This is a genomic window from Niallia taxi, assembly GCF_032818155.1.
Taxonomy (GTDB): domain Bacteria; phylum Bacillota; class Bacilli; order Bacillales; family Cytobacillaceae; genus Niallia; species Niallia taxi_A.
Map to the genome: position 1 here is coordinate 26,127 of NZ_CP102590.1, position 26,726 is coordinate 52,852.

The following is a 26,726-nucleotide window of genomic DNA, read 5'->3' on the forward strand; positions in this document are numbered from 1 at the left end:
AAGATGGATAGTATGAGGGAGGTTACATGATGTTAGACGAAAGAATGGAAGATTATTTCGAGATAACTGTTAAGAGTATCCTTAAGTCATTATCAGAAGCAAATAACACAAATAACACGGAAATCTATTATTATGGATCAAAGGTTAAATATGGATTTAATTTAAACAAGGGTGCAACAGATAAAGAATTAAGAAACTTCGAAACTAAAATTGGCTATAAAATTCCGAGTGATTACAAGGAATTTCTTGAGTATACCAATGGATTAGAATTCCAAAATGATGATGCTAAAATTTTGGATATTAAGGAGATACTTGAATGTTACGAAATCTTTGATTATCCAAAGCATATGATAATTATCGCAACATCTTTAAGTTCACAGCTTCATATAGCAATTAATCTACTTTCCAGTGAAAATGATAATAATATTTACGTTGTTGATCCGATTGCTGATGATTACTTTATAAGTATAAAAAGTGATTTTACCGAGTTTTTGAATAGATTTTTATCTTGCTACGGCTCTGATTATTGGAATTGGGGTTTAGATACATCTGATAAGGTTTTAAAAATAGAGGAATAAGAATTGAAATTAATTGGTATTCAAATCGCTGTTTTTGCCGGTAGTTTGTTATCTAGTTACAAGTGGTTCTGTACTTAGCGAGGCACTTTTACTTTATTACTCACAGCTTAAACTTGCAGTTTTTCATATAATTCTTATTGTTTTTCTAGGGTGGAATTCTTGTAATATATACATTTTATTTTCGATTAATTGCAATGTAATGTTTATCTATGTGAAACGCTTCTAATAGTTAATTAATAATATGTTACTTAAAACATTAATTTATAAGGCAAGATAACAATTGCAAACATAAACAAAGGAATCTTATAATGAACTAAAAAAAGGTGTTTATTATGCCAATTAATTCGTTTGAAAATTACCATATGAGCTGGAAGCCAGTGATTAATAGAATAGATAAGCCAATTTATAAAGTGCTGGCACGCCAATTGGAAGAGGATATTGTAGAGGGGATTTTATTACCTGGAACTAAGCTTCCGCCTCAGCGCGAACTGGCTGATTATCTGGATTTAAATGTGAGTACTATTTCCAAGGCTTTTAAAGTTTGTGAGATGAAGGGTTTGTTAAGTGCTTCTGTTGGAAGTGGAACTTTTGTTTCGTATGATGCGGTTTCAAATGCCTATTTACTTGAAGATACTAAGCCAACACACTTAATAGAAATGGGTGCGACAATACCAGATAATGATTCTTTTGAACCGCTCATACACCAGCTTAAAAATATGCTGCAGGAAGGGGATTATGAGAAGTTGTTTGGTTATGGCCGTGCAGGCGAAAGTATTTGGCAAAAGGATGCGGCGGTAAAGCTAATTCGTAGAGGTGGATTTGAAACAACAGTTGACCATATTTTATTTGCCAATGGGGGACAAAATGCCATTGCTGCCACCTTGGCGAGTCTGTGTAAGCCTGGTGATCGGATTGGTGTTGACGAACATACTTATCCTGGATTAAAGACGGTTGCAGCTATGTTAAGTGTGCAAATAGTGCCAATTAAATCAGAAAACGATCAATTGAGCCCAACAGCATTTGAGGATGCCTGCAAAAATGAAAATATAAAAGGCGTATACATCATGCCCGATTATCATAATCCGATGGCTTCTATAATGACTGTGGAGAATCGAAAGAGGATTGCGGCAGTTGCCAAGAGGTATAACCAGTTTGTTATGGAAGATGCATCATACCATCTGCTCAATCAAAGTCCACTGCCAGCTGTTGCATCATTTGCACCAGAGCAGGTTATCTATATTGCAAGTTTGTCTAAATCCTTAGCACCAGGCTTACGTCTAGCGTATGTGTCAGTACCGCTTCAGTATAAGGAGCTAATTTCTAAGGCACTTTATAATTTAAATATAACTGTTTCTCCTTTATTAGCAGAGCTGACAGCACGAATGATCGTGTCGAATCAATTCGAAGGGTTAATTCAAGGGCATCAGTTGCAAAACAAACGCAGGAACGAACTGCTAGAACAATATTTATCAAACTATACATGTGGCGGTGATGAGACAGGGATTTTTCGGTGGCTATTGCTACCCGGAAAGGTTACTGGTGCTGAATTTGAGGCATTAGCTGCCAAGCATGGGGTGCAGGTCTATGCGGCTGAACGTTTTGTTGTTGGTAATAGCTGTCCAAAAAGGGCAGTGCGAGTCGCAGTATGTGCACCTAAAACAATTGAGGAGCTTGAACAAGGATTAATTATCTTAAAGAGATTATTGGAGAAGCATAGGTGAATTGTTCGCCATACAATTATGTTATTGTATGGTTTTTTTATTGGTGTTATGATGACTTAAAATCTAGTTAAATAGCAGTACTTTAGCGAAAGGTAGGTTAGATAGGTGATGGAAGATTATTCAGATAGGATTCATAGTTATGGTAATGACTTAGAAAAAAGAAAATCTCTATACAAACGAACTTTATTTATTGTTAGTATCTCACAGGTCTTTGGTGGTGCAGGATTAGCAGCAGGTGTTACTGTTGGGGCACTGCTTGCACAGCAAATGCTTGGCACAGATGCTTATGCTGGTTTACCGTCTGCCTTGTTTACGTTAGGATCTGCAGGAGCTGCTTTATTTGTGGGGAGACTTTCTCAACGTTATGGCCGCCGTATTGGTCTTACGACTGGGTTTATCATTGGTGGACTTGGAGCAATTGGGGTAATAATTTCTGCCATTATCAATAGTATTATCTTATTATTTATCTCACTGCTTATTTATGGAGCGGGAACAGCAACAAATTTACAGGCACGCTATGCAGGCACTGACTTAGCAACAAGTAAACAGCGGGCAACGGCAGTCAGTATGACGATGGTTTTTACAACATTTGGAGCAGTAGCAGGTCCGAACCTAGTAAATGTTATGGGGAACCTTGCTAGTTCTATTGGTATCCCGTCCATTGCCGGTCCGTTCATTTTAGCGGCAGCGGCATATATTTTGGCAGGGCTTGTTCTTTTCTTGCTTCTACGGCCAGATCCGTTAATTATTGCTAGAAATTTAGCAGCAACTAACGAAGTTAACAAGAGTGTATTAACAACATCTGAAAATACAGAAGACAAAAGAGGAATACTTGTTGGTGCAGCCATAATGGTAATGACGCAAATCGTAATGGTAGCAATCATGACAATGACACCTGTGCATATGAGTCATCATGGCCATGGACTTGGTGCTGTAGGTCTTGTCATTGGTTTTCATATTGGTGCCATGTATTTGCCTTCACTTATTACAGGTTTCCTTGTTGATAAGCTAGGGAGAGTTTTTATGGCTATTGCCTCTGGAATAACATTACTCCTCGCAGGCTTAACCTCTGCTTTTGCACCAGCAGATTCCATGCTTCTTCTAATAATTGCTCTGTCTTTACTTGGATTAGGCTGGAACTTTGGCTTAATAAGTGGAACTGCCCTCATAGTCGATTCAACTGAAATGACGACTCGTGCAAAAAAACAAGGAACAGTTGATGTTCTAATTGCATTATCAGGAGCTGCTGGTGGTGCCTTATCCGGCATGATCGTTGCTGGCTCAAGTTATGCAACATTATCATTAATTGGCGGAGTTATATCCTTACTTCTAATTCCTGTAGTTATATGGGCTCGTGCAAAAAAATAACAGGATAACAAGTATGGTGAGTGCTCAATGAGAGCATTCGCCATTTTACTTTCTATTCAAAGTATGAAAACTCATGTGACAAAACAGTTTGGTTTTTTAGAAAATAACGAATTGCAAAATCCTACTTTTTAATAGAGTCTTTAATGGTTAATACAAAACTAACACAAGGAAGCAAAACGCTCATGGCAAACCTTCGTATGAAAGTGTTTTTAAAACGACGTTGCCAAAATAATGGCGGGCGAGCTTCTGCCACAGCCTTTGGTGCATATTTCAGCATGTCAGCTTGATATGCTTGCAATGCTAAAGCCGAATCATCATGCTTCACCAGCTTTTCTGCCAAGTTAACTGCGTCCAGTATGGAAGTGCTTGCACCAAGCCCGCTAGTTGGCGGCATAGGATGAATAGCATCTCCTATTAGTGTTATTTTACTGTGCTTCCACCAGGTAAGATTGCTAGGATACCAAAATGGAAAAGCAGCTGTCCTGCCTTTTTCAGAGTTATTGATAAGCTCTAGAAAGCTCTCGTCCCAGTGTCTAATTAGCTGGTATGCTTCTTTTTCAAGTTGATCAGAGGTTAATTTTCTGAAGCTTTTACGAAGCGTTTTATCTGTTGCTGCCACAGACCAAACAATATATGGGGCCTCCAAGATATCCAAGCCTGCTATTAATTCATTATTTGTTTTTGGTGCATGAACAGTTATAAACATGCCAATACCTTTTGGACCAACAGCGAAACCAGGTCCTTTAAAAAAATCCTTGTTAATAGTTAATCTTAACTGGGGAGTTAGCAATGACCTACCGGCAATCCCCATCACTCCTGCAAATTTTGCTGTTGAGCGACCAAGGAGTTGTTTGGCTACTGCTGAATGCACACCGTCTGCACCTACTAAAATATCAACCCTTTCACTTTGGGCGTTTGAAAAATGAAGGGTAATGCCAGACTCCTCTTCTTTGTAATGAGTGTATTGTGTATCCCAACGAATTACCTTTTCCAAGTCTATTGCTAATATTTTTCGTAAAGGAATTCTTCCGATCATAAGAAGATCTTCCTCATCTGTTTGACGAAAGCTAAGCTTTGTTTTTCCATGATGATTTAATATCGAAAATTGTTGGAATGATTCAGGACCAGTACCACTTAGTTTTAATAATTTTTCAATATTTTCAGGAAGATGTTTGCGAATTGATGCTAAAGCATCTTCACTTAAATGCAGACGGTAGCCACCGGTTTCTTCAGCAGATAGGTCGCGATCAAAGACGATAACTTCGATATTTTGTGCAAGAAGCGCTTGAGCCAACGTTAGTCCACCAATACCAGCACCAATTATACCAACTCTCATACACAATCCTCCATCATTAACTAGTTTTTTCGACTGTTTATCATATGCGAATTCACCGGAACATTATAACACCAACATAATTGTTAACTGAATGAAGGGATGATTAGCAGATATAATTGGTCGGTTAGAAGGAAGTTATTTTACTTTTTATGGATAATGTTTGAATAATGCTTATGTATTAAATTGAATATGAGTAAATAGTAGGGTAATATAGTGATATAAAAGTACTGGTTATAAGGTATATATTTACAGAAGACTGCGATTTCTAATATTTGTTATAATTATTCTGTTAATTTGAATTTTTGGATGGTGGAACATGGATGAGCACATGAACGATAAAGACCGGACAAACGAAGAAAGATTTCGGTTGTTAGTAGAGCATGTCAGTGATTGGATATGGGAAGTAGATGAAAATGGTATATATACGTATGCTAGTCCTCAAATTAAGGATATATTAGGGTATTCTCCAGCAGAGGTTATCGGAAAAACACCATTTCATTTGATGGAGCCTTTGGAAGGAAAACGTATTGCGCCAATTTTTGAGTACCATGTTGCCAATAAGCTGCCTATTAAAAGCTTAGAAAATATTAATCTTCATCGTGATGGCCATGAAGTAATATTAGAAACGAGTGGTTCTCCCATTATTAACGCGGATGGAAAATGTATTGGCTATAGAGGCATAGATAGAGACATTACTTTAAGAAAACAGCAAGAGCGCAGACAGCAGCAGCTCTTAGATATTATAGAAGCCTCTCCAGACTTTATTGCAACATTAGACACTGCCGGAAATAGTTTGTATTATAATCCAGCTGCACGTAAAATGCTTGGTATTAATCAAAAGGAAATCACTGGCGATAAAGTAACACAAAAATGGATTACAGACAAAATCAAAACAGTGGGTATTCCAACTGCAATAGAAAAAGGCCATTGGAAGGGGGAAACGACAATCTTTAAGGAAGATGGCGCAAAAATCCCAGTTTCTCAAATGATCGTGGCACATAAATCTGAAAATGGTGATGTTGAGTTTCTATCTACGATTGCTCACGATATATCAGAAAGAAAAGAGCTTGAAAAGGTAGTGTATTATCAAGCACATTATGACCCCTTAACAAATTTGCCAAACAGGAGATTTCTTCACAATAAATTGTCGAAATTGATTGAAAACCAAACACAGCACAAAGTTGCAGTGTTGTTTATGGACTTAGATAATTTTAAGGAAATCAATGATAATCTTGGTCATGAAATCGGAGATAAATTACTCAAAATGACAGCGGATCGTCTAAAAAGCGGTGTGAGAGAAGTAGACTTTGTTTGCCGATATGGCGGAGATGAGTTTATATTAATGCTGGAAAATATCCAATCTAATATAGAAGTGGAAGAAAGGGCAGAGCGGATTATAGAAGCATTCCAGGAGCCATTTCAATTTGACGGATTTTCATGGAAGATAAGCGGAAGTATAGGTATAAGTATCTTTCCAGATGATGGAGCCGATTTAGCGGCATTAATACAAAAAGCAGATAATGCGATGTATCAAATAAAACGAACCGGTAAAAATAATTTTTTAAGAGAATAGAAATGGGGGCTTCCTTTTAATAGGAGAGCTCCTTTTTATGTATTGAGTAGTTCAATTTGTCGTAACCAAGGTAAGTAGTATTAGCAATTTGGCATCTGAAAAGTATCCGTTTTAAAATAATAGAATATAACTTTTGTTAAATTGTGGAACCTTTTTGATGTTGATTCGTAATGTAAATAGGGTAAGTATTTATGCAGAGAAAAAAGGAATTATTTTGTACATAATTTATTGCTAATTATCTTCTGTATAGCTAGATTACTTACTTAAGATAGGAAGGATGATATGACTAAAAAAAGCTTGCTAATAAATATAATTGGGTGGATTTATATAACAGTTTTAACGGTCCTATACTATGCGGAAGAGTATCCATATTTAACGAGTGGTCTAAGTGGATTTATCATCTTCATGATTGGTTTATGCATGGTTATGTATAGTCCAAAGTTTGAAGCGGATTTTAGGAACTTGTTAAAAAAAAACCTGAAACACGTAAGCATAAGTAAAAAAAGACTTAGAGATAAAAAGTAATGTATTTAACTAATTACAACAATAGAATTAGACGTATAGGGGGGGCGTGGATATGTATGGTTTAAGTTTGTCTTTTGGACTGAAATTGCTATTATTAATTGTTCTTTTTTTATTAATAATATTTTTGTTTAATTATATTATGAGTAAAACATTAAAGGCAGATAGGAGAAAGTTATTTTCTGATAACCACATCAATGAAAAACATAAAATGATAGATTGGACACTAAGGATTATTACAATAGTTTGTCTACTTTTAATATTCCCTTTTAACATGGATGAAACGAAAAGCTATTGGTTTCTACAGCCGTGGATCATATTGAGCCTTTTTCTGTTTGTTTCTGAAATAGTAAGGGCTGTTGTGGAAAGGAAATATGCCGAAAACCCCAATGCTTATAAATTAACACTTAGTCAATTGATTTTTGTCATCATAATGGCTTTTACTTTATTCAAGACAGATTTTTGGGGATTATTATAGGCTATTAAGAAAAGCTGTTAAGTAATGGAGGATGGAAAGAAATTGATTACTGCTTTGACTTTCAAAAATTGAATGGATAACCAGCAACTGAATTGGTGTTAACTGGAATGCAATGCTAATTGGAACTGAAGTTGAACCTTATGATTTGTTTAAGGAAGTGCCGAAGCGTAAGAAGGATAGGTGTTTCCTATTTATTGTCTATTTCTGGGGATACATAAACTATATACTAAGACATTAATATGTAAGACTAATTTAAACCAAACTATTATCGACTATTGATTTATGGTTTGGTTTTTTGTATTAAAAAATAATTAAAAATCTTAGTGAAAAGGAGCGGGGGACATACAACTACAAAGGGAAAAAGAGGAAAGGCTGAGACCTCGCAGGATAAGACAAGGATGCTCAACTTCCTCCCCAGGGAAAGCTAGTGTATGTGAGCGCAATGAAACGAACAAATTCTAAAGCAATATTCTTTTTATAATCCTAACCCATTGTTATGAAATTTGATAATATTTTATATTATTATGTGTAGCTAGGTTATATATTGTTTTGCTCATCCCTTCCCACGCTTATTTATTTACCGATGCCTCATAAATACCCTTAATTGACTTAGCTAACATTGAGTCAAATTCCTCATTACTTTGGCTGAAAGTTAATCCTTCTGCTAAGGCACGAGAGAAACTAGCGATTAGGCCTTGATTTAATGCTAGCTTTTGATTTGCATCCATTTGTGAATATCCCCCTGATAATGCAACAATTCTTATTACATGGGGATCTTTAAGTATGTCACTATAAAAATTGGTAACAGATGGGATGGATACTTTTAGGATAACTTTTTCATTTTCTCCAAGAGTAGATAGCTTAGTAAGTAGCTCTTCCTTTAATATCTTCTCAATGGCTTCTTTATCTGCACTATTTATATCTACCTCAGGCTCAATAATTGGAACTAGTCCCATTTCGATGATTTGTTTACCAACCTCAAACTGTTGATCAACAACCTTTTTTATTCCGTTACTATTAGCTTCCTTAATAACGGAACGCATTTTTGTCCCAAAAATATTTCGATCAACGGCACGTTTAAGTAAATCATTTAGATTTGACATTGGCTTCATTAGTTGAACTCCATCACTTAAATCGGCTAATCCCTTATCAACTTTTAGGAAAGGGACAATCCCCTTTTGCATCCAAAGATAATCAGCAGTGTATTCTCCATCAATTTTCCGGTCCATCGTGTTTTCAAATAAGATGGCGCCTAAAATATATTCAGCGTTAAAGGCGGAACTTTTGATAATACGAGTTCGCATCTCATGTACTAATACATACATTTCTTCTTCATTTGCATAGCTGTTTTCCTTAACTCCATACTGTAATAAAGCTTTAGGGGTACTTCCACCACTTTGATCCAAAGCAGCTATAAACCCTTTACCTGTGCGCATTCTTTCTAATTGTTTTAAATTCATGATTATTCCTCCTTGTTTAAATAGAATGACTACAGAAACTGGCATTAATTAAAGTTTAACTAACTAGAGTTTTGAACCAGCATTATTCTTTATAATTTACCCATTATTTAGTGCATAAATCCTTTTAGGAGGATGTAAAAGGGTACCTGAACTTATTTTGAACAAATAACTCTGTTTACCTTATGTTGTTGCCTCAAATAATTGATATAATATAAAAAATTGATAGAATTTAACTTAATAGAGAAGAGGTCTTTGAAGTAATGGTTTCATTAAGAAATGTGCAAACTAACGACTTAAACCAGTTGTTAGCAATTGAAAATGAAGGTTTCTCAAAGGAAGAGGCTGCCACGAAGGAAGCTTTTGTGGAAAGAATTCAACTTATCTCAGATACCTTCATTGTTGCTGAAGATGGGGGAGTGATTATGGGATACATTAATGGTCCGATAATTAATGAACCATATATCACGGATGATCTTTTTGAACAAATTAAAGAAAATCCGAAAAGTGGAGGCTATCAGAGCGTTTTAGGACTGGCTGTATCAAAGCATGCTAGAAACCTGGGAATCGCAAAGATGCTTATAAGTACGCTGGAGGAGCTTGTTGAAGAAAATGAAAGAGAAGGAATCACACTAACATGCAAACTAGAGCTAGTTGGTTTTTATGAAAGGTTTGGATTTAGTAACCATGGCCTGTCTGCTTCCCAACACGGAGGTATTAGCTGGTATAACATGGTGAAAGAAAGAAGCAAGAGGTAAAAAGAGCTGAATCTTTCCGGTAGTAAGATAAGAAAGCTTTGAACAATAATATAATAAGCAATGGAAAGAAAACAGGCTTAAGATCTGTTTTTTTTTCTGGTTTTTGGGAAAGAGTGAAGGTCCTTACTATTCTACAGACTTTTGGAAAAAATGATAGAATAGAATTCGGAATATTAAATTTTTAATAAAGGGGCAACTATCTTGAAAAAATCTCTAAATCCAGAAACAATACATAAACCAGTAGCACCTTATGTGCATCAAATCGAAGTAACGGGACCTAATAAATGGTTAACGATGTCTGGTCAAATAGGCATGGATATAGCGGGAAATATACCAGATGATTCATTAGAGCAATTACAATTAGCACTCGACAATGTTAGAAAAAATCTCGTGGCTGCAAATATGACTGTTTCTGATTTAACTAAACTAGTCTTCTATTTAGTTGGTGACTTTGATGCAGAGAAAAGAAGAGAAATTATTGGAAATTTTGTGGGAGAGAACCTTCCTTGTACGACCATGATGTATGTGGTAGGACTTGCAGCACCAGCTCTAAAAGTAGAGGTGGATGCATGGGCATGTCAGGAATTGAAATAGCCATGCTCCGAAGTATTATAAGCTTCCAGTTGTAGTTTTAAAGGAAATAATTTGAAATGGAAATACTTTTGTAGATAATTTCTGTAAGGGCGTTTTTTATTTCAAAATTAACAGCTATAAGCGGTTATAATTTACTAAGCGATTTATCTAGATTGTGTCAAAAGTAGGCGTGTACAAAATATCCACCAGTGATAAAATAATCTTATTAATGAACGAGGTGAGGTTTAATGGTGAATGGTGCAGATGTGTTAATGGTCATAGATTTACAAAATGGTGTTTGTTACAGTGATGATGAGCATTTATACGAGTTACAAGCTCTACTTGAAAAGGTTAATAATAGAATTGCTGTATATAGAACTTTAAATAAACCGATTATTTTTGTTCAGCACGGTGATGAAGAGTTAGTTCCAGAAGAAGAAGCGTGGGCAATTCATGCCAATTTAGATGTACAAGACCAAGACCTTTTTGTAAGAAAAACTCATGCAAACTCTTTCTATAAAACAAATTTGAAGATAATTTTAGACCAACTGTCTGTACAAAAAATTGAATTTTGTGGTGCCCAAACAGAATACTGTATGGATGCAACTGTTAAATTTGCACACGGATTAGGATATGAAAATACCATGTATAAACAAGCAACCTCCACATTAAATAACTCATATATGTCAGCAAAAGACACGATACGTTTTTATGAAAATATCTGGCATAATCGCTACTTGCAACTAATAGATAATGAAGGCTAGCATCTTGATCATTATGCTATATTTTGAATAGATAATGCATAAGCTATATTATATATATTAAAATATTGTCTGAAAATTTATAAATATGAAGTTTATATTGGTGATATACTTAAGTTATTAAATAAATCTAGTGAGGTGTGTATTATGGGAACAGGAAATAATGCAATAATTACGGTAGAAACTACCGTTAATGCACCCGTGGAAAAAGTATGGGAGTTTTGGACAAAGCCAGAGCATATAACAAATTGGTCATTTGCTTCTGAGGATTGGCATGCTCCAAGGGCTGAAAATGATTTGAGAGCTGGCGGGAAATTCCTTACTCGAATGGAAGCAAAGGATGGTAGTTTCGGGTTTGATTTCGGCGGAGTGTATGATGAGGTTAAGCTAAACGAATTTATTTCCTATACACTTGGAGATGATCGAAGGGTTACTGTTTCTTTCCTTAGTCAAGATAATCACACTAAAGTAGTTCAAAGCTTCGAAGCAGAGGATACTAATTCCAATGAACAACAAAGTGCAGGCTGGCAGGCATTTCTTAATAATTTCAAAAGCTATACAGAGCGTTCTTAATATTGCTTACCTTCCCTTTGTGGAAGGTTTTTTATTTGTACAGAATATATTTATGAGTGCATCCACAAGAAAGGCAATATCCTTATTTCTTTAAGAGATAGTTAAATAAAAAATGCCTAAACCCGCTTGTTAGGGGATTAGACATTTTTTGTATATATTGTTAGTTTTCAAGTAACGGTATTACTTTAATAGATTAATACTACTATAACAATTTGTAATAATTAAGTCTAAGCTCCGCGACAATTACTCTTCTTCAGGCTTCGTAGATAGCACTTCCTTTTGCAAAAACCAACATAAGACAAACGCGATGATCGCTATGACAAATGAATACATGTATATATGCTGGAATGAGTCAATAAATAAGGTGTTTATTTGTGTTAACAACCCTTTTGGTAACCCTGCCGGCACACCACCAGCGGCTAAGCTATTCATATTTTCAGCCATGCTTGCGGGAAGTTTATCACCTAAGCTTTGCAATTTTGATGTAAGTGTTGATGATAATAAGTTACCAAATAAACTTACCCCGACTGTAGCCCCAATTGTTTGGAATAACGGAACAGTCGCAAGCGCAATGCCCTTATTCTCTTTGTCAACAGACTCTTGAACGATGAGGTTATCACCACCAAATAAAACACCTAAACCAAGACCTGTAATGAAAAAGAAGATGATTATTTGGACAATTGTTGTAGAAATACTCATATGTGAAAATAAGTAAAATCCAATTATCGGCATGATAAAGGCGATGCCAAAAAGTTCTCTGTAACGAACTTTTGTGATAAGAAATCCACTAACCATAGCTGATCCAACGGCTCCTACCATCATTGGCAATGTCAAATACCCAGCCTCAGTTGCAGTAAGTCCCAGTACGTTTTGCGCAAAATATGGGAAGGAAGAGAAAGATCCCATTAAGCCAATACCTACTGTGAAAACAATTAAAGATAGTACAAGAATATTGCGATTTTTAAATAAATGCAAAGGAACAATCGGTTCTTTTACCTTACTCTCCACATAGAGGAAAATCCCAAATAAAACGGCCCCGAGGCATAATAAACCTATAATTAGTGGAGAGCCCCATGTATAACCATTATTTTCAACAAGAACTGGCGTTATTAGCAAGGAAACGATTGTAGCTATTAATAATAATGCGCCACCCCAATCAATAACGACCTGTTTTTTGATAGCTTTTTCTCGTAAACCAATTGCAAGCAGAAGTGCAGCGACAATACCAACAGGAATATTAACAAAGAAAATCCAATGCCAGCTCACTTGATCAACAAAATATCCGCCCATTAATGGTCCTAATAACATTGGAATAAACATGATTGGACCCATAAAGCCTTGAACTTTTGCTCGCTGTTCAACTGGAAATAAATCACTTGAAATGGTCATGGCAAGCGGCATTAAGCCACCAGCTCCTAATCCTTGAATACCGCGTCCTATAAGGAGCAATGTCATAGAATCTGCTAATCCGCAAACGATCGACCCACCAATGAAAAAGGCCATACTCATTAAGTATATTTTTTTGCGACCCATTAAATCGGCTAACTTTCCTAGTAATGGCATGAATGCAGACATTGTTAACATGTATACACCGCCGACCCATCCATACATCGCCAAACCACCTAAATCACGAATGATTGTGGGCATTGCGGTATTGACAACTGTCTCATCTAGCTCAGAAAAAATCAGTCCAATTATTAAACCAAGCATTACCAGAATTTTATTGCTTTTATCAGCTAAAACTGATTCTTGATATTTTGTAATACTTTCCATTCATCTAACCCTTTCACCATTTGATAAACGGATTATATATATTATTTATGAACTATATGTGAACTTTGAATGAGAATTTCTAAAGAATTAGCAATCACTGTTTTTTTGAATAAATAAATTTCCAGCTATTATTTAAACAGCAATTGATTTTTGGAAGAAGGAATCAAAGTTATTTCATTGAATATTGGTATAAAGGATTGTTTGTAATCTTATTGGTGTATAGATTATTCTATTATAGAATTACATATTATTGTTGAACAAATACAGAATTACAACTTCAAATAATAAAATACAAAAAGCTGTTCCCACTACAATATAGGAAAGTTGGATTGCATGAAAATAGATTATTTTTTAGAATTCCCTTACGCAGAGTTGCGTTCACAAGATGGAATGAGTCTTTTTAAAATCTGTAGTTATAATTATGCCTATCCAGATGCTGATAACATCTATGACTTGGATTGGCATCGGAATTATATGATATTGCATGTTCCAGGCTTTAAAGCAGAACTAAATGAAGTTATTTTAGAGGGCCGCACTATTAACTTTTATATCCGAGAATTAAAGTCTTTCTCAGCACTAAAAAAGAAAAGGGTTATATTTGAAGCCTCAGAACCTTATTTTGAACTGACTTTCAGCTTAGACTTAAGGGGAAAAGTGGGGATTCAAGGAACCGTACAAATTCCTGTAGGGACAGGCAATAAGCTTCAGTTTGAATTTGAAACGGATTTAACCTATGTTGATTCATTTATTAATGGATTAGAGGATATTTTAGTGGAATTTCCAGCTAAGGAGATGAAGTATTGAAGCTAGAGATTGGATTCTTTCCAAATTATTTTTATAGTAAAGACCCAGATGCAGGTGGTTTATTCCCTTTTGGGATGGAAGAGATACCTTCGTATGTCTTCTCAATGGGTAATTTTTATCTTCCTAAATGTAATGAAAATTTTGTTCCAAACTTGATGGAGAATATTCAAGCATTTCCGATATATTTCTGAGCGGAGTTTTCAAACTTTTGGAAGAATGAATACGAAAAACAATGTCAGAAAAGTGATGTTAAATTTAAATACTTATACCAAGAGGAAAATCGGCTAATCTCTGTAGCAGCAGTAGAGAATATGAGCCAGTTTAAAGCAATATTTCCATTATACATATCTATGGGCAGTTCAAATGACATTGTCATGTGGTCGACTAATAAAGATATTTATTCTGTAGAGGAACGAGTCTGGAAGGGGAACTTGGAAGGGAAACGAGCTATCGTACCTGTTGTAAAACTCGATAAAAAGGTTAGTTTATTCTGGATCGGATATGATGGAGATAGCATTATTGGGCTTTCTAATAATGATGCATTTTCAACATATGAAAATATTTGTAAGAGCTTGCCACATTTTGTGAAGCCGACTTTATGTGAGATTTATAATAAATACGAAGATAGTGACGAGAATTAGGTGAAAAAGGCTGGATAATAAAAAAGCAAAACTTCTTATGTAAGGAGTTTTGTTTTTTTTATTAAATATGCCCCAGACCTAGTTAATCAAGCGTATTTTTCAAGGCATTGTACATATTTTCTACATGTGCATCCACTTTATCTCGTGACATTCGTAGGCGTTCTACTGAAGTGCCATAGCCAATTTCTAGTTTACCTTCTTCCAGTCCCTTAAATATACCATCTGCGAATTCATCTAATGGTTCTCCGTGTGTATGCAAGCCAGCGCCGCCTAAATCTGTATTAACTGCAGGTGGAGCAACTTCAATTACTTCTACAGATGTATCTGATAGTTGGTGGCGCAGACTCACTGTAAATGAATGAAGCGCAGCTTTAGTTGCTGAATAAATTGGAGCAATTGCAAATGGCGTAAATGCTAATCCAGATGTAACATTAATGATTGCTGCATTTTCTTTCTCAGCAAAAAATGGTGCAAACAGCATACAAAGGTGGAAGGGTGCTTCAATATTAGTAGTAAGTTCGTTATTAAAGTAACTCCAGTTAGTCTGAGCATCTGCTTTTAACACATTAAAACGCTGTTGAATTCCTGCATTGTTCACTAATACGTTCACTTCAGGATGGTTCTCTGAAACCCAATTAAAAAGGGACAAACGATCAGATTCATTATTTAAATCACTGACATATGTAATAAGCTCAGGATATTTTTTCTTTGCATTTTGAAGGACATTTTCACGTCTGCCTGTAATGATTACTTTGTTGCCAGCCTTTAAAAAACGTTCTGCAAAAGCTAATCCAATCCCAGCACTTCCACCTGTAATAAGTATTGTATTGCCTGAAAGTTTCATATAAGCCCCTCTTTTCTCATTATGGTTTTATGTATATTTGAAAAATTTATACCTATTCTGTTATATTGCCCTTTGTATAACGGCTATTTTAGCAATCCCCTGTCAACAATAAATTCTCATCTATCATTGCTTTTTTGTGTGTCCTCAGCATTTTCAGTCATAGCTCAGTAGTTCCTTCTCATTCTACTACCCAATTTATATATTACTTAATACTATGTAAATGTGTATTCTTTAAACAAATAACAGTTTCAAGGAGTGACATTTGACTTACAGAAAATAACCGTCAGCCAGCATTTGATGATACTCAATCAATAAATTAATCCCTTTTTTTCTAATGACGTAACGTTGAGTTGATTTAGTAATATGGAACTTTGCTGCAGCTTCGCTTATGGACAATCGTTCATCACAACTCTTCAGACCTTTAGCTTTCCTTATCGCAAGGATAATAATACGACTTAAACCGCAGTTTAAGTTAATAGAAAGACTAAAGATAAACTATTTTGTGCTCAAGGAACTTCCCTGATTTGTGTGAATTTTTATGGAATGGAGCATCCTAAGCAGGGAGGTGTTTACATGAAAAAATCGAGGTGTTTTTTAATAGCTCTCTTCATAATTAGTTGGTCAAGTTTGGTTTTTATCAACAAAAATGCCTTAAAACGATTCCTCCCGGCAGCTATTTTTATAAGTATAGTGACGAAATTCACGAATATTTATGCTAAGAAAAGAAGGTGGTGGGCTTTTTATCAAAGCATCCATCCAAAAGTAGCTGGGGAAGATACATGGGCTTGGGGACCTTTCTTTGCCCTTACCATTTGGGTGTTAAAATGGACATATGGTAAATTACCGCTGTATATTTTGGTGAATCTAATGATACATTTCCTGTTTATTTATTTTGTTTTGCCGCTATTAAAACGTATGGGTATCTTTTCACTTGTCAGAATTACGGGGAAACAGTATTTTTTGGTTTATTTATTTAGAGAGATTCTTTTGTATTCTTTTCAAAGTATAAAGGAATACATAGGATGTAATAAAACTAACTTAAGGAACTAAACATTCATGAAAAGATGGGAAGAGCTTTGCTTCGTTTCGATTCGTTTGAAAAAAAGGGAAGGCATATATGATTAACGTTAAAAAAGAAATGTCTAAAACCTTGTTATAACAGGATTTAGGCATTTTAAATTATATCTATAAGTTTTCTTTGCCTGCTTGCTTAAGCAAAACGAATAGTGTTAGTAGTAAGTTGAACATTAAGTGTAAAATATTCAAGGCTACCAGCTTATTAGTAAAGCAGACAAATTATAGTAGGCCCAATAACTCTGTGGAGATTGTTCTCTCCTCAAGTAGTAATAACCTTCAGATAAAAGTATCTGTTGAAATGATAGAAGAAGTTGGTTTGTATGGAAGGGATAGATAAATGTTCTTTCTAGTATTTGAATTTAACATGTAAAAATTCGGATTTAGCTTGAGTAATCATGGATAAGAAAATTGTGGTGAGTTATAAGACTATTCTTAGTTGTCTCATTAACTCTAACAGAATCATAAGCACAAACGGAAAGGAGTCTATTTTCTTTAACAATGATGTCAGCCTCTTTTTCTGAATTAGTTATATTTTCATGGACTTCCAATACATCGCCCCATTCAACATGTGCCCAGCTTCGTACAGAAAATGTCTGTTTTGAATATCCTTTTATTAACCTTGGAAGATAATCGTATATGGATGCACATTGGAAACTGCCCTTAGCGAAATAAAAGTCGTAGTTATTGACGAATTTTATTTTATTTAATTGTGTATCACTTAATAAATCTTTAAGGCCTTTTTGAATAAGTGGACTAATCCGATCATTTTCTATGATGATAGAATATTGATTTTGTTCTAAGCCGGCGATTACAAAGTCGATAACATTTTTAATGTATGCATCTATATATTCGAAAAAATAGATTATATGTCCTTCGTTCAGATTTTTAAGATTATCTATGACCATAAGCTGGTTTTTCTCCAAAAATGTCACCCTATTCTATTAAATTAGTTTTACTTCTTCTAGCATAACATTGTTTAGCTATATTTCGTTAATATTTGACCCTTTAATAACTTGCACCAAAAAAAGGGGGATAATAAAAATTGATAGTATTCATGAGTTTTGCTTAATGGAAACATATTTTTAGCTAGCTTACTTTTATATATTGCATCAAAAAGGTTTCTCTAGACCCACCCGATTGCCCATTGTTATGATGTAATCATCGTGTTGGAGGGAGAGAGAGGATGGAGGAACAGAAATTCAAGGATTTAAAACTTGGAGAGCGTGGAGCAATTATTAGCATTATTGCTTACATCTTTTTATCTATTATAAAAGTTACAGTTGGTTATCTGACAGATTCTGCGGCATTACGAGCAGATGGTTTGAATAATACAACAGATATAATTGCTTCACTTGCAGTATTAATTGGCTTAAAGCTTTCGCAAAGACCAGCAGATAAAGACCATAAATACGGTCATTGGAAAAGTGAAGCCATTTCCTCGATGGTTGCTTCTTTTATCATGATGGTTGTTGGGATTGAGGTTTTATTTGGTTCCATTACTTCTTTATCAAATGGGAATAGTGAATCGCCTGACGTTACTGCGGCTATTGTTGGTATATTTTCTGCTGTCATTATGTATGGTGTCTATCGGTATAATAAATCACTTGCGCTTAAAATTAAGAGCAGTGCAGTTATGTCGGCAGCGAAAGATAATATTTCTGATGCTTGGGTAAGTATCGGAACTGCGATAGGAATATTAGGGTCACAGCTTAATATGCCTTGGCTTGACAGTGTAACGGCCCTTATAGTCGGTTTGTTAATTTGCAAGACAGCATGGGATATTTTCAGAAATGCTTCACATGAGCTATCAGATGGATTTGATGAAAATAAATTGGACGAGTATAAGCAAGAAATTATCAGCATAGACGGAATTAAAGGGATTAAAGAAATGAAAGGGAGAAGCTATGGGAATAATGAAGTTATTGATGTTGAAATACTGGTAAACTCAACATTAGATGTAAAAAAAGCGCATGATATTGCAGACAAAGTAGAAGCTGTTTTAAACCAAAAATATGGCGTGTATCAAGTGCATGTTCATATTGAACCACATTAATATAGTCGCAATGACAAAGCTATAGCGATTTATATAAAAATAACTGTAGAGGTAAGCACTAAGCATCATTTACTACTATAATAATAGTAGATAGAAAAATGCTGCGGAAGGAAATTAGAAATGCTTATTAACAAGATGAAATTTATGTACAATTTAACTTCACAGGAGCAGTATATTGTCAATTATATACTTAAAAATCCTTCCATCGTTTTTGATTCAACTGCAAATGAGCTTGCTAAATTAACCTTTACAAGTTCATCAACAATCGTTAGGCTATGTAAAAAGTTAGGAACAAAGGGTTATCCTGACTTTCAGCTGAAGCTCGCTCTTGAATATAAAGAAGAGGATCAAACAAAACAAACAAGCATTAGTTATCCAAAAAACAGCATGGTGAGTGGATTGGAAATCATTCCTGAAATATATGAACAATCATTCGTTGAAACAAGAAAGCTAATTAATGAAAATAGCTTGGGTAATATTGTTGAAATTCTTGCGAAAGCAAAACGAATAGATATTTACGGAGTGGATTTAAATTATTTTGTAGCACAGCAAGCTAGCGCTAAATGGAATGAAGTTGGAGTTATGGCTGTAGCCTTTAATAGTGCGAACGAGCATTACTTAACAAACTTAACAAATAGCGATACGACTGTTTCCTTTGTTATTTCCCATACTGGCAGGAATAAAGCGATGATAGATATCGCAAAGAAGCTAAGAAAAAATGATATGACTGTAATAGCAGTCACTGGAAGTCGTGATAGTTTACTTGCTAAAATATGCAATGAAACCATATTAACGTATATGAAAGATGAACATTTTAAGCTTTCAAAAATATATAGAATGATGTCTTCGCTTTTTATCTTTGATGTGTTATATATGAGTTCCTTGAAAAGCAAGCCTGAGGAGTAAAAGTCTTTCATACATAGAAAAACAGTATCATCATGTAATGATACTGTTTTTAAATTATTATAATAAGTCAGCCGCAAATTTAATGCCAGCATCCTTCCTAGCTGCGACAACCTGCTCTAAAACAGAATGGCTGTAATCCAGCAATTGATAGCACTGTTCAAAATCCTTCCTTTTAAATATATCCTGGAAAGCAACAAGCTCGTAGTATAGGTTATTGGTAGTTGTTTGGCTATTTAATTCCACCTTTGACGTACCTGTGTGAAGATATACCCGGCGACATCCGTTTGCGCCACTTTCGACATGAATATAACCTTTTTCACCTTGGATAAGGGCAAAGTTCATACTGTTCGTGTCTTTGGCACCAGCACATTCTGCGATAAAGTCAGGATAGTTTAAGACTAATACTCCAGAGGTATCAATGCCATTGGCATGCTTATTGGCAGTATAGCTAATTTGTTCAGGTGCACCGAAAAGATTCATTACAAAATGAAGATTGTAAATATTAATATCTACTAAAGATCCACCTGAGAATTCCGGATTAAATACATTAGGTGTTTCACCTGCAAGTAATGCATTATATCTGCTTGATAACTGACTATAATTACATTGCACCAACTTAATTTGGCCTAATTTATTAAGATTTTCTTTCACTAATTGGAAGTTCGGCAAATGTATTGTTGTTATTGCCTCAAATAGCATAAGGTTTTTCTGCTTTGCCAAAGCTATTAAAGTATCTAGTTCCTTCACAGTGGAAGTGAATGGTTTTTCACATATTACATGCTTGCCATGCTCAAGTGCTTGTTTTGCATGGTAGTAGTGAAGGCTGTTCGGTGAAGCAACATAAACAACTTCCACTTCATTGTCTTCAAATAGTTCATCCAAGCTTGTATAAATAGTAGATATCTCATACTTGTCTGCTAGTGCTTTTGCTGTTTCTTGTTTACGGCTGTACATTGCTGTGCATACAGCCTCGTCAGTGGAGTCTACTGCAGCAAGAAATGCATCTACAATAAATCCTGTACCTATAGTCCCGATTTTCATTATAAATTCTCCGTTTCGTAATTAGCATTTTTTGCAGAGTTGACGCCATCATTCAGGATTTGTAATACCGCTAAAACTTCCTCGTCTTTTACCGGTTTTTTCGTTTTTTGTTTAATACTTTGATATAGCTTTTCGTATAAAATTCCATAGTCTGTAACCTCAGACTTCACCTTTTCTTGATGCTCAACACCATTTGTATCAACATAGGATAGCGTTCCCCAGTTACTTTCTTCCTCTGTTTCAAAGCTAACCTTTGTTGGGCCATTCTCATTTTTCTGTTGATGTCCGCTGCTATACTTGATAAAGCTGCCTTTATCACCATGGACTACAAATTTCGGATGATTGATTTTTACAGCCAAGCTACATTTAACAGTCGTTTTTAATTGACCATAATGGAAATCTATATCGATATAATCATCTGATTCTCCTGGGTGGTAAACGCTTCTGACATCATAGTGGATTTTTTTCGGCTTTCCAAAAAGGGAATAAAGCTGATCAATTGTATGAACTGCCAGCCCATGCATCATGCCAAATCCTTTATTTATATATTGTGGGCTAAAATAATCATAATGTGATTGAATTTCAATAATTTGTCCAAGCACACCGCTTTCTATTACCTTTTTTAATGTCAAAAAGTCACCGTCAAACCTTCTGTTTTGATTTGCCATCGCAATTAAGCCTTTTGATGCTGCAAAATCAAAAATTTCTTTAGCTTCTTCAACAGTTGCTGCAAACGGTTTTTCTACCAGGACGTGTTTATTATGTTCTAGTGCTTTTCTTGCATATTCAGTATGACTGTCAACATGTGTACAAATGACAACCAGTTCAATTTCTGAATCCTCAAGCACTTCTTGTAGATTTGTCGTGAATTGAATGGAAGGGTACCAGCCTTCTCTTTCTGTATCCCCGATGCGATCCTCTTCTCTGCGATAAATGCTTTTTATTCTGATATTTTCTTTCCTTTCAAGATACGGTAAGTGGTAATTGACTACTGCGTTCCCAAATCCAATAAAAGCAATTGTTAACATAAGAAAATCTCCTTTCCATCTTTAAAATAATCATAGCATCATGGATTTACTTGAGAAAAGAGGTGGAGGGGATTTAGGAGAGCGATTTCATTATTTGGGAATCCTTAACGAGATTCTGAAATTGAATTTCATTTCCCAAAAATCGATTTTGGCTATAATCGCTGTAATAATTCCTGTAATTGCTTCGTTTTTTTAACAGATATGTTGTTCAGCCATTTGGGAAATAGTATAAATTTATGGCTAAACAAAATAGAAAAAAGCGTCGCAGCAGCCGGTTTCTGAGATTTTGTGCTATAGACAAATATTTTTATAGCCCCTATAATCCGAATTAGTTTTAGATAACGCTTACAAAAAGTATTTGTCGACAGGTACTAATAATGGTTCAGAGAAAACTGGGAGGGAAACACATGAATAATCAAAAGAAGTCCTTTTTAGAGAAAGTATCTGATTTTGTAGTAGATCGTCTGGCTGGTCCGATGGCAAAATTCGGTAATATACCTGCAGTAGCGGCAGTTAAGGATGGTCTAGTGGCCATTGTTCCAATTGTGATTATTGGCAGTTTGTTCCTGTTAATTGCGATGCTGGGATTGCCAGGAACCTTTAGTGAGGATCCTCTCATTCCCGTTCTATCATCTGTTTCATCGAGGTTTTTGATATTTTATAATATGACAATGAATTTTTTATCCCTGTATGCAGCAATAGCCATTGGCATGAGCTATGCTAAACGATTTGAAATTGACTCAATCAATGCGGCATTACTAAGCATAGCTGCCTTCTTCCTAATTAATATAAATGACTTATCAAACGGAATGAGTGTAACTAACTTCGCGGCAGGTGGGTTATTTGCAGCAATCATAAGCAGTTTAATTAGTATACGGCTGTACCGCTTTTTCTTAGAAAGGAAAATCACGATAAGGATGCCAGATGGTGTTCCAGCAAATGTTACGAATGCCTTTGTTGCGTTAATTCCCTTTTTCGTTATATTTACATTGTTATGGGTTGTACGATCCATTCTCAACTTTGATATTACAAGCTTTTTAAACACACTTTTAGGGCCGGTTTTTAGTGGTACAGATAGCATTTTTATTTTTATTCCTAGAGTCCTAATCGGTCTATTGCTTTGGGCAGTTGGAATGCATGGTGATAATATGATTGGGCCAATTTTTGAACCCTTAAAGCTGCAATGGGTCGCAGAAAATGCTAAGGCATTATCTAATGGAGTGGATATAAAACAATTGCCTCATATATGGACAACGGTAGTAGAACGTATTACAATCTGGCCAGCTGCCGCTTGGGGAATTTTATTCTGGATGTGGAAATCTAAATTGAAGCAGGCAAGGACAATGGCAGGAATTGCAACCCCTGCAGCTATTTTTACCATTGTTGAGCCAGTAATCTTTGGCTTGCCGATCGTGTTAAATCCATTTTTTATCATTCCTTTTATTCTCTCTGGAACAATTGCAGCAATTGTCACCTACAGTGCTTTTTCCCTACATCTAATCAATAGAGTTTTTGTAGAATTACCATGGGCAACGCCGCCATTTATTTCCGGATATGTTGCTACAGGTGGTGACTGGAAAGGTGTCTTGATGGTGGTAATTAATTTTGCCATAGGGGTTGTAGTGTATTATCCATTCTGGAAAGCATATGAAAAATCAGAAAAGCAAAAAGAAAGCAATCAGGAAAATGAACAGACAGCTGATTCCTCTGTATCTGTTTGACATCTAGGCATAATAGGAGAGAGATAAGTAAGAATTTTGCTAATAATTGAAAAATAATCCAGCTGTAAATGCAGCTGGATTAAATAGTTTAGTGAAATAAGGATAAAGTGGGAAATTAACGAAGAAAAGGATTGGATTATGTAGTAAAATACTCTTATACTCTAAAAAATTTTTTAACGTAAAAGTAACGTGGCAAGGATGTATAAATGAGAAATAAAAAATTGAAGTTAATTTTTATTATATCTTTTTTTATAGTGGTTATCTTCATGATGGTTAATATATATTCCTCTTATTCTAGTATAAAAAAAACGGCAGAAAACTCTATCGTCAATCAAAATATCGAAACTGCCAAAAAGATAGCTGCTTCATTAGATACAGAAACATATAAAAAGTTTCTTGAAAATCCTGTGAAAAGCAAGGAATATGATGTTATTCAACGCTATTTAGAAGACGCCAAGGAAAAAAACGGCTCTTTACATGTGTATACACTGCTAGTTAATAACCCTAATGTAACGAGGGCGATGATTGTTGCCTTGCAAGAAAGTGAGCAAGAGTTTCCTATTGGCGGAATATGTACGATTCCAAAAGAGCAGGTAGTGAAAGCTTACAACGGAAAGACTTTTTCAACAGACATTATCCAAGATCCAATATATGGTGAATACTTAACTGTCGGAGTGCCTATTAAGGATCAAAAGGATGAAATCATCGGCTATCTTGGAATTGATATTAGTCCAGATACAATCAACAATGTGAGTAAAAAGGCATTAAAAAGCAGTATTTCTGCCTTTATCTTTAGTGGTTTGTTTGTCATTCTCATGCTTGCTGCTTTTTTTGTTCTCCAAAAATGGTATACAAGAGAGCTGAAAAAAGAAGTAGGCGATACGGAGGATACCTATCAGTTTGAATTGCAATCACTCATATCATCTGTTCAATCATTACGTCATGACTACTCTAATCATATTCAGGTGCTACATGGGTTGCTTAAGCTTGGACTTATGGACAAAGCTAATGATTATATAGCCATGCTAACAAAAGAAGTACACTTAATACAATCAATCAATTTAAATGTCAGCAATCCTGGTTTATCTGTGCTTTTGCAAACGAAAAAGCTTGCTGCTCAAAATCATAATATTGATATTCAATTTGATGTAATAGACAACGAGTATAAGAAAATAGCGTCAACAGATTTAATCAAAGTCTTATCTAATTTAATAGATAATGCAATGGATGCAACAATAGAATTGCCTGAGCAACAACGAAAAATGAGCATTACGTGCAAGGCTGATGCTAAAACATATATATTTGAAGTTTGTAATACTGGACATCCGATAAATGATAAAGTGAAGGAGCAAATCTTCAAAAGAGGATTTTCGACGAAAAAGGCACAAAAGGGCAAAATCAGGGGGCAAGGATTATTTATTGTTAAAGAAGTAGTGAATAGATATGGTGGGGAAATTTCTATTCAGTCTAATAAATATGAGACGATTGCCCGTGTGAAAATACCTATTAAACAAATAACTACAAAAAGGACTGATAAGCAATGAATACTTATCAGTCCTTTTTGTTTATTTAGCTGCTTCTGGTTCGTTTCTCATAGCTTTCTGTTCTTTCTTTTGTGTTGCTGATTGTGTTCCCGGAGATACTTTTTTGATAAAGAAGGATAGAATTAATCCAACGATAGCAATTCCGATAATGACAACATAAGCATCATTAATTCCTTGTATTGTTGCATCTAACATCATTTGAGCTTGGTTGCCAGCATTTCCGCCAGCAGATATTGCATCTGTTAAATGTGTTTCCGTACGAGTTGTCATAATCGTTACAAGCAGAGAAGTACCTACCGCACCAGCGACTTGTCTAATAGTATTCGAAATTGCCGTACCATGTGCAGTCAAGCTTGCAGGCAGCTGATTTAAACCGGCTGTTTGAATTGGCATTAACATAAGTGCCATGCCGATACGTCGGAATGTAGACATAAGAACTAGATAGGTATAGCTCGTAGAATCAGTTAGGTCAACAAAACCAATTGTAGTAATAATCATAATAATAATACCGCTAATGGACAGCCATTTTGCACCATAGCGGTCGAAGAGTCTGCCTGTAATAGGCATTAGGAAGCCCATAACTAGTGCTCCAGGCAGTAATAATAGTCCTGATTCTAAAGCTGAATAGCCACGGGCACTTTGTAAATATAATGGCAGCAGCATCATATCAGCATACATAACCATTGTTACAGCAATGTTGATAACCGTGGTTAAGGAGAACATATTATATTTAAAGGCTTTAAGATCCAGTAATGGACTTTTTGAAGTCAACTGTCTCCAGCTGAAAAGTGCAAGTGCTATAATACCGATTGCAATAGAAGCTAACACCTCAGCACTTGACCAGCCTTCACTGCCAGCTCGGCTAAAGCCATATAATAATGTACCAAAACCAATTGTAGACAGAAGGACACTGAAAATATCCATTTTAGTCGCAACTTGCTCCGACACATTTTTCAAGTAAATAAAGCCAAAAATAATCACTAAAATGGCGAAAGGAATCATGGCATAGAACATTACTTCCCATTTATAGTTTTCAAGAACATAACCAGCTAATGTTGGTCCAATGGCCGGAGCGAAAATGATCGCAAAGCCAACCATTCCCATTGCTCCACCCCTTTTATTTGCAGGGAAAATCGAAAATATTACGTTTGTTAGAAGCGGCATGATGATACCAGCCCCAGCCGCTTGAATCATACGGCCAGTTAAGAGAACTGGGAAGCTTGTTGCTAAAGCAGATACAATCGTACCTGCCAAGAAAATAAACATAGACGCTTGAAATAGTTGGCGTGTCGAGTATCTTTGCATAAAATAGGCTGTGATTGGAATAAGAATTCCATTAACTAGCATATAGCCAGTTGTGAGCCATTGTGCAGTTGCCGCTGTAATGTCAAAATCGACCATTAATTCTGGAGTAGCAACGCTCATTAATGTTTGGTTTAACGTTGCTAAGAAAGCTCCTAAAATCATAATAAATAAAATAGGCCCTTTTTTAATTGTACTTGTAGATGTATCTGTATTACTCAATTTATAACTTCCTTTCCTTTGCTATAGACTTAATTTACACAGTGTAAGATAATTAACATGGCATAAAGTAGA

24 protein-coding genes are annotated in these 26,726 nt (G+C 35.4%); 16 read left to right on the forward strand and 8 right to left on the reverse strand.

Features of this window, described 5'->3' with window-relative positions; genetic code table 11:
- Positions 1 to 26 precede the first annotated feature (26 nt).
- From NQZ71_RS19270 to NQZ71_RS19280, 3 genes are all read left to right on the forward strand, one after another.
- Positions 27 to 578: an SMI1/KNR4 family protein gene (locus NQZ71_RS19270; protein ID WP_317012114.1), complete on the forward strand. Its 552-nt coding sequence runs from the start codon at positions 27 to 29 to the stop codon at positions 576 to 578.
- 332 nt (positions 579 to 910) lie between these two features.
- Positions 911 to 2,299 (forward strand): aminotransferase-like domain-containing protein, encoded by a 1,389-nt coding sequence (locus NQZ71_RS19275; protein WP_317012115.1) that lies wholly within the window; start codon positions 911 to 913, stop codon positions 2,297 to 2,299.
- A gap of 108 nt (positions 2,300 to 2,407) precedes the next feature.
- Positions 2,408 to 3,667, forward strand: a complete 1,260-nt coding sequence (locus NQZ71_RS19280) for an MFS transporter (RefSeq protein WP_317012545.1) — start codon at positions 2,408 to 2,410, stop codon at positions 3,665 to 3,667.
- Between the two features lie 121 nt (positions 3,668 to 3,788).
- Here NQZ71_RS19280 and NQZ71_RS19285 read toward each other — a convergent pair whose 3' ends face one another.
- The gene (locus NQZ71_RS19285) at positions 3,789 to 5,003 is read right to left on the reverse strand and encodes an FAD-dependent oxidoreductase (RefSeq protein WP_317012116.1); all 1,215 of its coding nucleotides are present in this window, start codon (positions 5,001 to 5,003) and stop codon (positions 3,789 to 3,791) included.
- Positions 5,004 to 5,319: 316 nt separating this feature from the next.
- Between NQZ71_RS19285 and NQZ71_RS19290 the strand changes: the two genes are divergently transcribed.
- Complete coding sequence (locus NQZ71_RS19290; RefSeq protein WP_275007386.1) at positions 5,320 to 6,576, forward strand: sensor domain-containing protein; 1,257 nt, start codon at positions 5,320 to 5,322, stop codon at positions 6,574 to 6,576.
- Between the two features lie 577 nt (positions 6,577 to 7,153).
- Positions 7,154 to 7,576 (forward strand): DUF4181 domain-containing protein, encoded by a 423-nt coding sequence (locus NQZ71_RS19295; RefSeq protein WP_317012118.1) that lies wholly within the window; start codon positions 7,154 to 7,156, stop codon positions 7,574 to 7,576.
- A 569-nt stretch (positions 7,577 to 8,145) separates the two neighbouring features.
- Here the strand turns inward: NQZ71_RS19295 and NQZ71_RS19300 are convergent.
- The gene (locus NQZ71_RS19300) at positions 8,146 to 9,036 is read right to left on the reverse strand and encodes a fructose bisphosphate aldolase (RefSeq protein ID WP_317012119.1); all 891 of its coding nucleotides are present in this window, start codon (positions 9,034 to 9,036) and stop codon (positions 8,146 to 8,148) included.
- 260 nt (positions 9,037 to 9,296) lie between these two features.
- On the opposite strand from NQZ71_RS19300, the gene NQZ71_RS19305 reads away from it, so the two are divergent.
- The 4 genes from NQZ71_RS19305 to NQZ71_RS19320 all read left to right on the forward strand — a co-directional run bounded on the left by NQZ71_RS19305 (position 9,297) and on the right by NQZ71_RS19320 (position 11,698).
- A complete protein-coding gene (locus NQZ71_RS19305) occupies positions 9,297 to 9,791 on the forward strand; it encodes a GNAT family N-acetyltransferase (RefSeq protein ID WP_317012121.1) in 495 nt (164 codons plus the stop codon).
- A gap of 201 nt (positions 9,792 to 9,992) precedes the next feature.
- Positions 9,993 to 10,385: a RidA family protein gene (locus NQZ71_RS19310; RefSeq protein WP_317012122.1), complete on the forward strand. Its 393-nt coding sequence runs from the start codon at positions 9,993 to 9,995 to the stop codon at positions 10,383 to 10,385.
- A 230-nt stretch (positions 10,386 to 10,615) separates the two neighbouring features.
- A complete protein-coding gene (locus NQZ71_RS19315; RefSeq protein ID WP_317012546.1) occupies positions 10,616 to 11,128 on the forward strand; it encodes a cysteine hydrolase family protein in 513 nt (170 codons plus the stop codon).
- Between the two features lie 144 nt (positions 11,129 to 11,272).
- Entirely contained in the window at positions 11,273 to 11,698 is a 426-nt protein-coding gene (locus tag NQZ71_RS19320) for an SRPBCC family protein (RefSeq protein WP_260054898.1), read from the forward strand.
- A gap of 243 nt (positions 11,699 to 11,941) precedes the next feature.
- Here the strand turns inward: NQZ71_RS19320 and NQZ71_RS19325 are convergent, their stop codons facing one another.
- Positions 11,942 to 13,471, reverse strand: a complete 1,530-nt coding sequence (locus tag NQZ71_RS19325; RefSeq protein WP_317012123.1) for an MDR family MFS transporter — start codon at positions 13,469 to 13,471, stop codon at positions 11,942 to 11,944.
- 333 nt (positions 13,472 to 13,804) lie between these two features.
- Between NQZ71_RS19325 and NQZ71_RS19330 the strand changes: the two genes are divergently transcribed.
- From NQZ71_RS19330 to NQZ71_RS19340, 3 genes are all read left to right on the forward strand, one after another.
- The gene (locus NQZ71_RS19330; protein WP_317012124.1) at positions 13,805 to 14,275 is read left to right on the forward strand and encodes a WapI family immunity protein; all 471 of its coding nucleotides are present in this window, start codon (positions 13,805 to 13,807) and stop codon (positions 14,273 to 14,275) included.
- Positions 14,272 to 14,466, forward strand: coding sequence for a hypothetical protein (locus tag NQZ71_RS19335; RefSeq protein WP_275007380.1), 195 nt, complete (start codon positions 14,272 to 14,274; stop codon positions 14,464 to 14,466). Before NQZ71_RS19330 ends, NQZ71_RS19335 begins: the two co-directional genes overlap by 4 nt.
- A 120-nt stretch (positions 14,467 to 14,586) precedes the next feature.
- Positions 14,587 to 14,916 carry a hypothetical protein gene (locus NQZ71_RS19340; protein ID WP_275007379.1) on the forward strand — a complete coding sequence of 110 codons (330 nt, stop codon included), beginning with the start codon at positions 14,587 to 14,589 and terminating at the stop codon, positions 14,914 to 14,916.
- Positions 14,917 to 14,998: 82 nt separating this feature from the next.
- Here NQZ71_RS19340 and NQZ71_RS19345 read toward each other — a convergent pair whose 3' ends face one another.
- Positions 14,999 to 15,760, reverse strand: a complete 762-nt coding sequence (locus NQZ71_RS19345; protein WP_275007378.1) for an SDR family oxidoreductase — start codon at positions 15,758 to 15,760, stop codon at positions 14,999 to 15,001.
- A gap of 1,457 nt (positions 15,761 to 17,217) precedes the next feature.
- Positions 17,218 to 17,760 carry an MEDS domain-containing protein gene (locus tag NQZ71_RS19350; RefSeq protein ID WP_260054902.1) on the reverse strand — a complete coding sequence of 181 codons (543 nt, stop codon included), beginning with the start codon at positions 17,758 to 17,760 and terminating at the stop codon, positions 17,218 to 17,220.
- Between the two features lie 260 nt (positions 17,761 to 18,020).
- On the opposite strand from NQZ71_RS19350, the gene NQZ71_RS19355 reads away from it, so the two are divergent.
- Positions 18,021 to 18,890, forward strand: a complete 870-nt coding sequence (locus NQZ71_RS19355; RefSeq protein WP_275007376.1) for a cation diffusion facilitator family transporter — start codon at positions 18,021 to 18,023, stop codon at positions 18,888 to 18,890.
- 120 nt (positions 18,891 to 19,010) lie between these two features.
- Positions 19,011 to 19,796 (forward strand): MurR/RpiR family transcriptional regulator, encoded by a 786-nt coding sequence (locus tag NQZ71_RS19360; protein ID WP_144456874.1) that lies wholly within the window; start codon positions 19,011 to 19,013, stop codon positions 19,794 to 19,796.
- Between the two features lie 57 nt (positions 19,797 to 19,853).
- On the opposite strand, the gene NQZ71_RS19365 is transcribed toward NQZ71_RS19360, so the two are convergent.
- Positions 19,854 to 20,837, reverse strand: coding sequence for a Gfo/Idh/MocA family protein (locus NQZ71_RS19365; RefSeq protein ID WP_144456871.1), 984 nt, complete (start codon positions 20,835 to 20,837; stop codon positions 19,854 to 19,856).
- Positions 20,837 to 21,865 carry a Gfo/Idh/MocA family oxidoreductase gene (locus tag NQZ71_RS19370; RefSeq protein ID WP_317012127.1) on the reverse strand — a complete coding sequence of 343 codons (1,029 nt, stop codon included), beginning with the start codon at positions 21,863 to 21,865 and terminating at the stop codon, positions 20,837 to 20,839. Before NQZ71_RS19370 ends, NQZ71_RS19365 begins: the two co-directional genes overlap by 1 nt.
- Before the next feature lie 407 nt (positions 21,866 to 22,272).
- On the opposite strand from NQZ71_RS19370, the gene NQZ71_RS19375 reads away from it, so the two are divergent.
- Both NQZ71_RS19375 and NQZ71_RS19380 read left to right on the forward strand, forming a co-directional pair.
- Positions 22,273 to 23,586 (forward strand): PTS sugar transporter subunit IIC, encoded by a 1,314-nt coding sequence (locus NQZ71_RS19375; RefSeq protein WP_317012129.1) that lies wholly within the window; start codon positions 22,273 to 22,275, stop codon positions 23,584 to 23,586.
- 266 nt (positions 23,587 to 23,852) lie between these two features.
- Positions 23,853 to 25,130: an ATP-binding protein gene (locus NQZ71_RS19380; RefSeq protein ID WP_260054907.1), complete on the forward strand. Its 1,278-nt coding sequence runs from the start codon at positions 23,853 to 23,855 to the stop codon at positions 25,128 to 25,130.
- A 21-nt stretch (positions 25,131 to 25,151) separates the two neighbouring features.
- Here NQZ71_RS19380 and NQZ71_RS19385 read toward each other — a convergent pair whose 3' ends face one another.
- Positions 25,152 to 26,597, reverse strand: a complete 1,446-nt coding sequence (locus NQZ71_RS19385) for a DHA2 family efflux MFS transporter permease subunit (RefSeq protein ID WP_317012547.1) — start codon at positions 26,595 to 26,597, stop codon at positions 25,152 to 25,154.
- Positions 26,598 to 26,726 lie beyond the last annotated feature (129 nt).

What these genes read in the sequence shown, in the direction of transcription:
- NQZ71_RS19270 (WP_317012114.1), top strand. Translation starts at nt 27, where the DNA reads ATGATGTTAGACGAAAGAATGGAAGATTATTTCGAGATAACTGTTAAG.
- NQZ71_RS19275 (WP_317012115.1), top strand. Translation starts at nt 911, where the DNA reads ATGCCAATTAATTCGTTTGAAAATTACCATATGAGCTGGAAGCCAGTG.
- NQZ71_RS19280 (WP_317012545.1), top strand. Translation starts at nt 2,408, where the DNA reads ATGGAAGATTATTCAGATAGGATTCATAGTTATGGTAATGACTTAGAA.
- NQZ71_RS19285 (WP_317012116.1), bottom strand. Translation starts at nt 5,003, where the DNA reads ATGAGAGTTGGTATAATTGGTGCTGGTATTGGTGGACTAACGTTGGCT.
- NQZ71_RS19290 (WP_275007386.1), top strand. Translation starts at nt 5,320, where the DNA reads ATGGATGAGCACATGAACGATAAAGACCGGACAAACGAAGAAAGATTT.
- NQZ71_RS19295 (WP_317012118.1), top strand. Translation starts at nt 7,154, where the DNA reads ATGTATGGTTTAAGTTTGTCTTTTGGACTGAAATTGCTATTATTAATT.
- NQZ71_RS19300 (WP_317012119.1), bottom strand. Translation starts at nt 9,036, where the DNA reads ATGAATTTAAAACAATTAGAAAGAATGCGCACAGGTAAAGGGTTTATA.
- NQZ71_RS19305 (WP_317012121.1), top strand. Translation starts at nt 9,297, where the DNA reads ATGGTTTCATTAAGAAATGTGCAAACTAACGACTTAAACCAGTTGTTA.
- NQZ71_RS19320 (WP_260054898.1), top strand. Translation starts at nt 11,273, where the DNA reads ATGGGAACAGGAAATAATGCAATAATTACGGTAGAAACTACCGTTAAT.
- NQZ71_RS19325 (WP_317012123.1), bottom strand. Translation starts at nt 13,471, where the DNA reads ATGGAAAGTATTACAAAATATCAAGAATCAGTTTTAGCTGATAAAAGC.
- NQZ71_RS19330 (WP_317012124.1), top strand. Translation starts at nt 13,805, where the DNA reads ATGAAAATAGATTATTTTTTAGAATTCCCTTACGCAGAGTTGCGTTCA.
- NQZ71_RS19340 (WP_275007379.1), top strand. Translation starts at nt 14,587, where the DNA reads ATGAGCCAGTTTAAAGCAATATTTCCATTATACATATCTATGGGCAGT.
- NQZ71_RS19345 (WP_275007378.1), bottom strand. Translation starts at nt 15,760, where the DNA reads ATGAAACTTTCAGGCAATACAATACTTATTACAGGTGGAAGTGCTGGG.
- NQZ71_RS19355 (WP_275007376.1), top strand. Translation starts at nt 18,021, where the DNA reads ATGGAGGAACAGAAATTCAAGGATTTAAAACTTGGAGAGCGTGGAGCA.
- NQZ71_RS19360 (WP_144456874.1), top strand. Translation starts at nt 19,011, where the DNA reads ATGCTTATTAACAAGATGAAATTTATGTACAATTTAACTTCACAGGAG.
- NQZ71_RS19365 (WP_144456871.1), bottom strand. Translation starts at nt 20,837, where the DNA reads ATGAAAATCGGGACTATAGGTACAGGATTTATTGTAGATGCATTTCTT.
- NQZ71_RS19370 (WP_317012127.1), bottom strand. Translation starts at nt 21,865, where the DNA reads ATGTTAACAATTGCTTTTATTGGATTTGGGAACGCAGTAGTCAATTAC.
- NQZ71_RS19375 (WP_317012129.1), top strand. Translation starts at nt 22,273, where the DNA reads ATGAATAATCAAAAGAAGTCCTTTTTAGAGAAAGTATCTGATTTTGTA.
- NQZ71_RS19380 (WP_260054907.1), top strand. Translation starts at nt 23,853, where the DNA reads ATGATGGTTAATATATATTCCTCTTATTCTAGTATAAAAAAAACGGCA.
- NQZ71_RS19385 (WP_317012547.1), bottom strand. Translation starts at nt 26,597, where the DNA reads ATGATTTTAGGAGCTTTCTTAGCAACGTTAAACCAAACATTAATGAGC.